Genomic DNA, 9,727 nt, shown 5'->3' on the forward strand with positions numbered 1-9,727 from the left:
CAACGCCTTCTGGCCAGCACGCGCCCCGGAGGAGCGCCCCCCGGCGGCGCCCCGGCCCCGGCCGCTCCCGCGGGCGGTACCCGGCGGCGCGGCGTGCTCGCCGCTCGGATCCTCGTTCCGGTCCTGGCCCTCACGCTGCTGGCGGTGGTGGTGCTGTCCACCAGCGTCGGCACGATCGACGTGTCCCCGGCGGAGGCCCTGCGCGTCATCGCCGGCCATCTCGTGCCAGGGATGCCGTGGATGTCGGACGGGTCACTGACGACGGTGCAGGACAACGCCGTCTGGCAGTTCCGGCTGCCCCGCGTGATCCTGGCAGCGACCGCCGGTGCCGCGCTCGCCCTGGCCGGCGCGCTGATGCAGGCCGTGGTCCACAACTCCCTGGCCGAGCCCTACATCCTCGGGGTCTCCGCCGGCGCAGGAGTCGGCGCGGTCTCGTTCATCGTCCTGGGCGTCGGGACCAGCTCCCTCGGCGTGGGGGGCGCGGCCTTCCTCGGCGCACTCACGGCCACCGCGGCCGTCTACACCCTGGCCCACAAGAACGGGCGCATCGCACCCCAGCGCCTCATCCTCGCGGGCGTCGCACTGGGCGCCCTGTTCAGCGCCGTGACCAGCTACCTGACCATCACCACCCACGCGCAGAACGTCTTCAGCATCATGTTCTTCCTCCTGGGGTCGGTCTCCGCCGCCACGATGGGCCACCTCGCCCTGCCCTCGGCGGCGCTGCTCATCGTGGGGCTCTACGCCGCGTTCCACGCGCGGGCACTCAACGCGCTCCTCGTCGGGGACGACGCGGCCGCCTCCCTGGGCGTCAACGTCAACCGGCTGCGCAGCGGCGCCCTCGTCGCCGCGGCACTGCTGACCGGATCGGTCGTCGCGGTCTCCGGAGGCATCGGCTTCGTCGGGCTGATCATCCCCCACATCGCGCGCATCACCGTCGGTTCCGACCACCGCAGGATGCTCCCGGTCGCCCTGCTCGGCGGAGCGGTGTTCCTCACCACCTGCGACTTCCTGGCCCGGACCCTGGCCGATCCCTCGGAGATCCCACTGGGCGTGCTCACAGCGATGGTCGGAGCACCGTTCTTCCTGTGGCTGCTCCGACGCGACCGCGCCGACAGCGTGGGGGTGGGCCGATGAGAGTCGACATCGAGAACCTCCAAGCCCACCGCGGGGGGCGGACCGTCATCACCGACGTGAGCGTCCCGGTGCCCTCGGGCACCGTGCTCGGGCTGCTCGGGCCCAACGGGAGCGGCAAGTCCACACTGCTGCGCGCCGTGTCGGGGCTCGCGGCCCCATCAGCCGGCCGTGTGCGCTTCGACGGCACCGACATCACCTCGCTGAGCCGCAGGGAGATGGCCCGGCGCGTGGCGGTGATGGCACAGGAGCACAGCGAGGAGTTCGAAATCCCCGTCCTCGACCTGGTCCTGCTCGGGCGCATCCCGCACGGACGCGGGTACGGGCGCGATTCCGACCACGACATCTCCCTCGCCCAGCGGGCCCTCACCCGCGTCGGCGCCGCGCACCTGGAGAACCGCCCGTTCTCGGCCCTCTCGGGTGGCGAGCGCCAACGCGTGCTCTTCGCCCGCGCGCTCACCCAGGACACACCCGTGCTCGTCCTCGACGAGCCCACGAACCACCTCGACATCGCCCACCAGCTCGAACTCCTCGATCTGGTCAGGGCCACCGACCGCACCGTGATGGTCGCCCTGCACGACCTGAACCTGGCCGCGCGCTCCTGCGACGCCATCGGCGTCCTGGCCGAGGGGCGGCTGCTCTCCCTCGGCGCCCCGGACGAGGTACTTCGCACCGACCTGGTCCGCTCGGTCTTCGGCGTCGAGTCGACGGCCGTCGCCCATCCGCGTTCCGGACGGAGACACCTCCTCTTCGACGCCTGCAGCCCGCCGAAGCCGAGCGGCCACGGCCCCACGAACCCACCCATCCCGACCGAGGAAGAAGTCACCACCCCATGACACGCAACGCCACCCGGGCCACGTCCCGGCGCCGTTCCCGTACCCGCGACCGCTCGACCGCCTGGGCCGCACTCGCCGTGGCACCGCTGGTGCTGACCGCCTGCGGTACCGGCGTCACCAGCGCCCCGGAGGCCTCCGAGACCTCCGAGGGAACCGTGACGGTCACCAACTGTGGACGGGACCTGTCCTTCGACACCGCTCCCAGCAGGGTCGTCGGGCTGATGCCCTCGCAGACCGAACTGCTCATCCGCCTCGGTGCGGGGGGCTCCGTCGTCGGCCAGGCCCAGACCGAGGTCTCGGCGCTGCCGGACGACATCGCCGAGCAGGCCGCCGACATCCCGGTGCTCAGCGCGGACGCTCCGCCCACCCGCGAGGACCTGCTCACCGTCGCCCCCGACCTGGTGGCCTCCCCCACGGAGTACGAGTTCACAGCCGAACAGGGCTTCGCCAGCATCGAGCAGCTGGACGAGAACGGCGCCCAGGCCTACGTCGCGACCGGCGGTTGCGCCGACCGCCGCAACACCGCGGAGGTCACCGACGTGCTGACGGACATCGACGACCTCGGTGCCATCCTGCGTGTCCCCGACGCGGCCGAAGAGCTCATACAGGACACCGAGGAACGGCTGGCCGCTGTGGAGGCCGCGATCAGCGACTCTCCGCCACCCGCCGTCGCGCAGGTCTACGTCGAGGGCAACTCGCTGTCGGCCATCGGCGCCGGCATCGAGGCGGACATCATCAGGACCGCCGGCGGCGACAACGTCTTCGACCCCGACGGGCCCGAGTTCGCCGACTTCTTCGCCGCGCAGATCAACCCCGAGGAGATCATCAGCCGCGCCCCCGAGGCCATCGTGTTCGGCGTGAGCGGACCGGAGCACGAAGAGCAGACACGCGAGTACCTCCGCAGCACCTTCCCCGAAGTCCCGGCGGTGGAGAACGAACTCCTCATCGCCATTCCCGGAAGTGACCTGTACCCCGGCGCCCTGGGGAACATCGACGCTGTGGAGACGATCGCCCAGGAGCTCTACCCGGACGCGTTCTAGCTTGGCGTTCCACCTGTCCGCCTGTCTCCGGAGCGGTTCCCAGGGCCCGTCGCGTTCTTCCTCGGGCCCCGCGGCGGGGAGCGGAACGCTTGTTCCGGCTCCCCGCCGGGCGCCCCGGACCAGGCCTTGAGAGCCGTGGAACACCCCCGCACCAACGCACTCGTCGTCGCCACCGCTGTAGGACCGCTTGTGCCACCCAGCCACCGTTGATCCTCCTCGTCTCGTTGGTTGGCCCGGTCGGCCAGGTCCTTCCCGGCCCACCGCGTTCGTTGCCCATCGACGTCGGTCTGGTCCCATCGGCGGCTAGAGCACCTTCCGGGCGCCCGGGAGGGCGCGCACCGCGAACGCCATCGCCCAGCAGAGCGGTACCGCGAGGACGGCCAGGAGCGCGAACTTCGCCACGGCGGGGGCCTGCACGCCGCTGAGCGCGTAGCCCAGCGCGACCAGCACGACCGGGTGGATCAAGTAGACGGTGTAGGCGTGCGTCGACAGGAACCGGCGGCGGCGTCCCTGGTGACCGAGGCGCTCCCGGAACAGCATCAGCAGGCCCAGGGCGATGCCGACGGCGAGCGTCGAATCGCAGGCCGCCATCACCAGGGACTGCCAGGTGCCGTGGCCCAGGAACGCCGTTCCCCCGGAAGAGCCGATGGCGAGGAGGATGATCCCGACCGCGGCGACGGCCGCGGCGGCGAACCCGGTCCGGCCGGTCGCCCTGGAGAGGCCATCCAGCCAGCCGCGCCGGGCCGCGATCAGCCCGGCGGCGAACAGCGCCGCGTACTGCGGTAGGTAGGCGGGCGTGGGCAGGCCCAGAACCGGAAGGGGGACGCCCATCGGTATCACGATGCGCCACAGGTAGGTCACGAGGGCCAGCCCGATGGTGAACCCGACGATCGCGACTGCGCCGGGCGCCCGGCCCGCGACCGGGGCCGCCCCGGACGCGCGCCGCTCCTTGCCGGCCAGGTGCCGCCAGAGGACGTAGAGCGCACTGAACACGAGCAGCACTTCGACGAACCACATCGGCCCCGGCGTGAACGAGTGCAGGTAGTACTGCCAGTAGGGCAGCTCGGCCCCCTGCCGGGCGGCGACGTCCCTCGCCTCGGTGTAGGCGCCGACGGTCACCAGGGGACGGAGCAGCAGCAGCCAGGCCAGCAGCGGAACTCCCAGGCGCAGTAGCCGTTCCCCGAGGAAGCTCCTGGTTCCCTTGCGGTCGTGGGAGCCGGGCACGAAGAGCCCCGAGATGAGGAAGAAGACGCCCATGAAGAACGTCTGGTTGAGTAAGAGCAGGAGGTCCAGGAACACTCCCGACGGGTCGGTCACCGTCTCCATGTAGTACCAGCGCGGGATGCTGCTGTAGGCGATGGCGGCGTGGTGGAGCACCACGAGCACTGTCAGGGCGGTGCGCAGGTTGTCGACGTAGAGGAGCCGCGGACGGGTGGTGGGCGAAGCGGCCGGCCGGTCGGTGGGTCGAGTCATCGGCTCGCATTCCCCTCAGGGCGTTCGGCACGGGTGGCGTGCTCGAACAGGTCGGCCAGTTCCTCGGCGTGCGCTTCCAGGTCGTGCTCCGGGTAGGTCACCCAGTAGCCGAACATGCCGTCGATCGCGGACTGCACGGTGACGCTCATGACGCGGGGGTCGAACGCGCGGAACTCGCCGGTCCGCTGGCCGCGGCGGAATATCGCCTCCCGCCCTTCGTAGACCTGTTCGTTGAAGGCGACGCCGTAGCGCCGCTCGCCCTCGGGGGTGCGGAGGTTGTTGAAGATCTCCCCGAGAGCGAGCAGCTGGGCGCGGTGGTCCCGCATGTACTCGGCGACCGAGCGGATGTTCGCTCGCAGCGCGCCGGCCGCCGTGGTCTCCTTCTCGGTCCGTGGCAGGACGAACTGGGCGATGTCGAGGTAGACCTGCTCGACGATCTGCTCCATCAGCTCGGCCTTGCCGGCGAAGTGGTAGGAGATCACGCTCTTGCTGATGCCGGCGCGTTCGGCGACGCGCGCCAGCGAGGTGTTGGCGTAGCCCAGCTCCGAGAAGGTCTCGACGGCGCTCCCGATGATCTGTGCGCGGCGCGCCTCCTCGATGAAGGACGCTCGTTTCTGACCGACCGGCCTGTTTTCTGACTCCATGGACGGAAAATAGCACATTCGGCCTGACGGCATAGTGCGAACGGTGCGGGAGTTCCGTGCGGGGAAGGAGTTATGCCGCATGCGGTCACGGTCTGGGGGCGGCGCACCGGCCGCGGTCGGGACGCAGCGGTGCCCGGCTCCGGTACCCCCGGAAGAGGGCTTCTGCCCCGCCTGGGTGCCGGTCTTTCGTCACCTCAAGCGGGACAGAGCGTCAAGAGCTCATGGACAGGGCTCCGAGAGGTCTACAGCGCGCCCGAGGCCGAGACCCCGTATTCGGCGGTCAGTCCCGTCGCCACGGCGGGCGACGGAGTGGAAACCGGCTTCGACACGGCTGCCACCGCCCTGGGAGGCCTTCGCCGAGGCAGCACGCGAGCTGCGCTCAAAGTTGGTCCAGGCCCGCCAGGACGCCAGGGACCTCGTCGCGGGGATCCAAAGCGACGACATCAGTGCGCAGCTGCTCGGGCCTTGACCGCTTCGAGTGCCTGTTTCAGCTCTTCCAGGTTCCGGAACAGGCGGCTTCTGAGCACGCGTTTGAGATGGGACCGCAACGGCTCCACCAGGTTCAGCTCGGGCGCGTACCGGGGCGGGCACACCACGCTCAGCCAGTCCCGAACCGCGACTTGGACGGCCACCGGTTTGCAGGTGTGCGAGGAGCGGTTGTCCCAGACCAGCACCACCGGATGTCTCGTTCCGGGTGTGATGGAGTGGCGTGTACTGAGTTCGGTGGAGCCGTGTTTCCGGATTCTCAGGCCGCGGTGCCCCTTCCGCGCGTTGTCACCAGGGGACGACACCCTCGTCGTCGAAGAACCCGCCGCGCGGTCCATCATCCGGCAGGGTGGCGAGCCGGATCGCGATCGCGGCTCCTTGCTCGGGCGTCCGCGGGGCGTTGAATCCGGTGAAGTCCGTGGCCACATAGCCGGGGCAGGCGGCGTTGACGATGATGTTCGTGTCGGAGAACCGGCGGGCGTACTGGGCTGTGATGCCGTTGAGCATGGTCTTCGACGGTGCGTACGCGGCCAGTGGCGGTCCTGCCTGCATTGTCAACGAGCCCATGTTGCTCGACATATTGACGATTCGCGGTGCGTCCGAGCGGCGGAGCAGCGGAAGCATCGCGTTGGTGACCCGGACGACTCCGAACACGTTGGTCTCGAGGACGGTGCGCACGACGTCGAGGTCGAGTGTCGTCGGATCCTGTTTGCCGCCGTCGGTCCGGCCGGCGATCCCCGCGTTGTTGACGAGCACGTCCAGGTGTCCCGCCGTCCTTTCGATGGTCGCCGCCGCTGCGGCGACGCTGTCGTCGGAGGTGACGTCGAGGGCGACCCCGAACGAGTCGACGCCTGCGGCCTGCAGGTACTTCACGGCTTCTTCACGCCGCGCATCGTCACGTGCCCCCACCGCGACCCTGAAGCCGACTGCTCCGAGGCCCTGGGCGATGGCGAAACCGATTCCCTTGTTCGCGCCGGTGACCAGCGCTACCTTCGTATCGTTCATGTTGTTCATACTCGTAGGCTGCGCTCTCAGGGGCCAACACCGATCCGGTCCGCTGTGATACCTATCCGGTATAAGCCGTTAGGCTGTCAGCGTGGACCATATCGAGACCCGCGAGCTCCGGTACTTCGTCGCCGTCTCAGAGGAGCTCCACTTCGGGCGCGCCGCCGAGCGGCTCGGGATCGCACAGCCTCCGCTCTCGCGCGCGATCCGCCAGTTGGAGCACCGGCTCGACGTCAGGCTCCTCGATCGGAACCGACGCGGCGTGGCGCTCACCTATGCCGGCACGGTGCTGCTCCGGGAGGCCAGAGCGGCCCTCGATACGGTCGAGGCCGCTGTTCGCCGGACGCGACGCGCCGGGAACCCTCAACGACCGCTGGCGCTCGCGACGAAGGCCGGAGCTTCCCACGAAACACTGCGACGGCTCCTCGACGCGGTCGCGACCGCACCCGATGCCGCACCGATCGACGTCATCCTGTGTGAGGTCGGCGAGCAGGCAGGGCTGCTCCGCAGCGGGCACGCTGATGCGGCACTCATGCATCACCCGTTCGACGACCTCGCCGGGTTTGATACCGAAGCCCTCTACGTCGAAGGCCAGGTCGCGCTCCTTCCGGCAAGCCACCCGCTCGCCTCACGCGATCGGATCACGCTGGCGGAGGCTCAGAACGTTCCGGACCTGCCGATCGCCAGGTGGCCGCGGCTCGACGGGTCGTATCCGGACGGGCCCGGACCGAAGGTGGGCACCCAGTCACAGCTCGCCCAGCTCGTGGCGCTCGGCAAGACGCTGCTTGTCATTCCCGCCTCCAGCCGCGCCTGGCAGTGGCCCGAGCACGTCGCGGTACCCGTCGTCGATGCACCGGATGTCACCACGGTGATCGCCTGGCCGACGAGCAGCCGCTCCCAAGCGGTCGCAGCGCTCGTTCGCACAGCATCCGCGCTCTACGGCACCACACTGCCTGTACCCACAGGTTGACCGCTCCGTGCTATCGCTACCGTGCTGCTCGCCTTGATCCGGGTCTCGCACCGTGGTCTCACCGCTTCACCGGATTTCCCGGAGGACGCCCCGGCCGACCGAGGCTCCGGGTCACGGAACGACGAAATGCTCCGCGAGGCGCCCGCCCCACCTGTACTGGACCTTGCGCCGCGGAGCACACATCGGCCCCGGGCGGCGTCCGACGGCACCTCATGATCCCCGTGTCTGCGTCGACCGCCGCCCTGGGGACGCGTGGATACCTCGGGCGCCACCCGCTGGAACAGTTCCCACAGCCCATCCGGCACCAGGCGTCCAACCATCGACACGCGGCCAGGTCACCGAGAATCCAGATGAGATGGGCTCTTAGAAGGCGACAACTCTCAGGAGGAGGCTCCGTAGCAGGTGGCGACCGCGGCGGCGCGGTCGCGCAGGGAGGTGCGCAGCCACTGTGGGGCCAGGGCTTCTTCGGCCCTCCCTCTCCCCGGATTGGCCGGGCGGATGGCTTGGTTGTTCAGGGATGCTGCGAGGTTGGGCGTAGGACTCGGGGCCCTGCGCGGCTCGCTGGGAGAGCGTTGGTGAGTTGCTCGAGGACCGCGCTGGGGGTGACGGGGGCGGCTGTGGTGTATTCCAGCGCTTTGGTGAGTGGGTCGGGGACCTCCGCTCGGGTGGCCGCCTTGATAACCGCTGAACCCAGCATGTGAGTACGGCGTGTGCACAGCTTTGTCAGATGGTCTGCCAGGTCGGTCCGGGAGGGGTGGATCTCCCCGGGGTGATGGAGACTCAAGCCCCGCAGGTGACGGGTCCGGCTGCCCCAGGCGCGGGACCGTTCAGTCTGGAAGAGTTTCGGACGGCGGCCGAACACAGCCGAGGACAGGTTCGACCCGGGACCACCTGGTCCCCAGGCCACCTGCTCCTCGGGTCTATCCCTGCGGGGAAACAGTGGTCGGCTCGGGCCGAGGTGGGATCGTCCTCGGTAGGAGGAGAGGGGAGGTGCGGGGCGGAGCACAGGAGTTGCGCTCGACCAGACCGGCTCCGACACGGTAGACCCGGCCCGGCGCCTGCCCCAGTTCGGAGGACTCGCGCATCTGCCGGAGGAGGAGGTCGAAGCACAGGCGCCCGAGCTCGCCCGCACCGTTGTCGACCACCGTCACGGAGGGCTGCCAACTGCGCAACCAGCTGATGTCCTCGTGACAGACCAGCGAAAGGTCCTCCGGAAGGCGCACACCCCGGCTGACGAGGGTCGGCAGGACCCCGAAGACGGCCTCGTGGTTGGCGGCGAACAGGGCGGTCATGTCCGGTCTGCGGTCCAGGAGCGCACGTGTCCCCTCGGCGCCGAAGGCCGGTGAGAAGGGACCGCGTTCGACCATCTCCGGATCCACGCCGAGGCCGTGATCGCGCAGTGCCTGCTCGTAGCCGGCGAAGCGTTCACGGCCGGAGTTGGCCGAGGCCAGGCCGCCCACGTAGCCGATGGCGGTGTGCCCCAGTTCCAGGAGGTGGCGCGTGGCCGCGTGGGCGCCCTCTCGATCGGAGGCCAGAACGGAGGGCGCTCTTCCTCCCTCCGCGCCACGGATCACGTTGACCACGCCCGTCCCCGCGTCCATCAAATCGTCGCGCAGGTCGGAGTTCTGGCCCGTGCCGATGATCACGACACCGTCCACATTGTGTTCGGAGAGCATGCGCAGCACCGAACGTTCCTTGTCCGGGTCGGCGTCGGTGATGCACAGGAGGACCTGGTAGCCCTCGGCTGAGGCCCTGCGCTGCACCACGTCGGCGATCGTGTGGAACGAGGCGTTGATGAGGTTGTTCATCACCAGGCCGATCAGGCGCGACTGACGGGAGCGCAGCGCACTGGCGGCTCGATTGGGTCGGTAGCCCAGCCTACGTGCCGCGCTCTCCACCGCGGAGCGTGTCTCCTCGGAGATCAGCCCCGACCCGCTCAGGGCCCGGGACGCGGTACTTCGCGACACCCCCGCGGCCGTGGCTACGTCCTTGAGTGTGACCGCCATCTTCTCCTCTCGCCGTGCACGTTGGTGGGATCGGTTGCGGACATCGTAGCTCAAGGCCCCTCGGGAACAAGGTCACGATCATGAGTCTCTGGTGTTACTGCAGGTGAACTTCTTGTTTTGCTCTTGACTTTTCCTG

9 protein-coding genes and 1 pseudogene are annotated in these 9,727 nt (G+C 69.5%); 4 read left to right on the plus strand and 6 right to left on the minus strand.

Features of this window, described 5'->3' with window-relative positions:
* The first annotated feature begins 108 nt into the window (after positions 1–108).
* From FYX01_RS21115 to FYX01_RS21125, 3 genes are read left to right on the plus strand one after another with little or no spacing between them, the layout of a single operon-like run.
* On the plus strand, positions 109–1,134 hold the full coding sequence (locus FYX01_RS21115; RefSeq protein ID WP_150244151.1) for a FecCD family ABC transporter permease: 1,026 nt from the start codon (positions 109–111) through the stop codon (positions 1,132–1,134).
* Positions 1,131–1,967 carry an ABC transporter ATP-binding protein gene (locus tag FYX01_RS21120; RefSeq protein ID WP_150244067.1) on the plus strand — a complete coding sequence of 279 codons (837 nt, stop codon included), beginning with the start codon at positions 1,131–1,133 and terminating at the stop codon, positions 1,965–1,967. The genes FYX01_RS21115 and FYX01_RS21120 overlap by 4 nt, the downstream gene beginning before the upstream one ends.
* Positions 1,964–3,007: an ABC transporter substrate-binding protein gene (locus FYX01_RS21125; protein ID WP_150244069.1), complete on the plus strand. Its 1,044-nt coding sequence runs from the start codon at positions 1,964–1,966 to the stop codon at positions 3,005–3,007. Before FYX01_RS21120 ends, FYX01_RS21125 begins: the two co-directional genes overlap by 4 nt.
* A gap of 303 nt (positions 3,008–3,310) precedes the next feature.
* On the opposite strand, the gene FYX01_RS21130 is transcribed toward FYX01_RS21125, so the two are convergent.
* The 4 genes from FYX01_RS21130 to FYX01_RS21145 all read right to left on the minus strand — a co-directional run bounded on the left by FYX01_RS21130 (position 3,311) and on the right by FYX01_RS21145 (position 6,624).
* Positions 3,311–4,480: an acyltransferase family protein gene (locus FYX01_RS21130; protein WP_150244071.1), complete on the minus strand. Its 1,170-nt coding sequence runs from the start codon at positions 4,478–4,480 to the stop codon at positions 3,311–3,313.
* Entirely contained in the window at positions 4,477–5,124 is a 648-nt protein-coding gene (locus FYX01_RS21135) for a TetR/AcrR family transcriptional regulator (RefSeq protein ID WP_150244073.1), read from the minus strand. The genes FYX01_RS21130 and FYX01_RS21135 overlap by 4 nt, the downstream gene beginning before the upstream one ends.
* 443 nt (positions 5,125–5,567) lie before the next feature.
* Entirely contained in the window at positions 5,568–5,801 is a 234-nt protein-coding gene (locus FYX01_RS27100; RefSeq protein WP_263363774.1) for a transposase, read from the minus strand.
* A 97-nt stretch (positions 5,802–5,898) separates the two neighbouring features.
* Positions 5,899–6,624 carry an SDR family oxidoreductase gene (locus tag FYX01_RS21145; protein WP_190394421.1) on the minus strand — a complete coding sequence of 242 codons (726 nt, stop codon included), beginning with the start codon at positions 6,622–6,624 and terminating at the stop codon, positions 5,899–5,901.
* Positions 6,625–6,706: 82 nt separating this feature from the next.
* On the opposite strand from FYX01_RS21145, the gene FYX01_RS21150 reads away from it, so the two are divergent.
* On the plus strand, positions 6,707–7,585 hold the full coding sequence (locus FYX01_RS21150; protein WP_150244075.1) for a LysR family transcriptional regulator: 879 nt from the start codon (positions 6,707–6,709) through the stop codon (positions 7,583–7,585).
* A 206-nt stretch (positions 7,586–7,791) separates the two neighbouring features.
* Here the strand turns inward: FYX01_RS21150 and FYX01_RS21155 are convergent.
* Positions 7,792–7,911: pseudogene (locus FYX01_RS21155) on the minus strand (IS5/IS1182 family transposase); the annotation flags it as partial.
* A 594-nt stretch (positions 7,912–8,505) separates the two neighbouring features.
* A complete protein-coding gene (locus tag FYX01_RS21165; RefSeq protein WP_150244079.1) occupies positions 8,506–9,591 on the minus strand; it encodes a LacI family DNA-binding transcriptional regulator in 1,086 nt (361 codons plus the stop codon).
* Between the last annotated feature and the right edge of the window lie 136 nt (positions 9,592–9,727).

Origin of the sequence: Nocardiopsis quinghaiensis (assembly GCF_008638365.1) — a bacterium.
GTDB lineage: Bacteria > Actinomycetota > Actinomycetes > Streptosporangiales > Streptosporangiaceae > Nocardiopsis > Nocardiopsis quinghaiensis.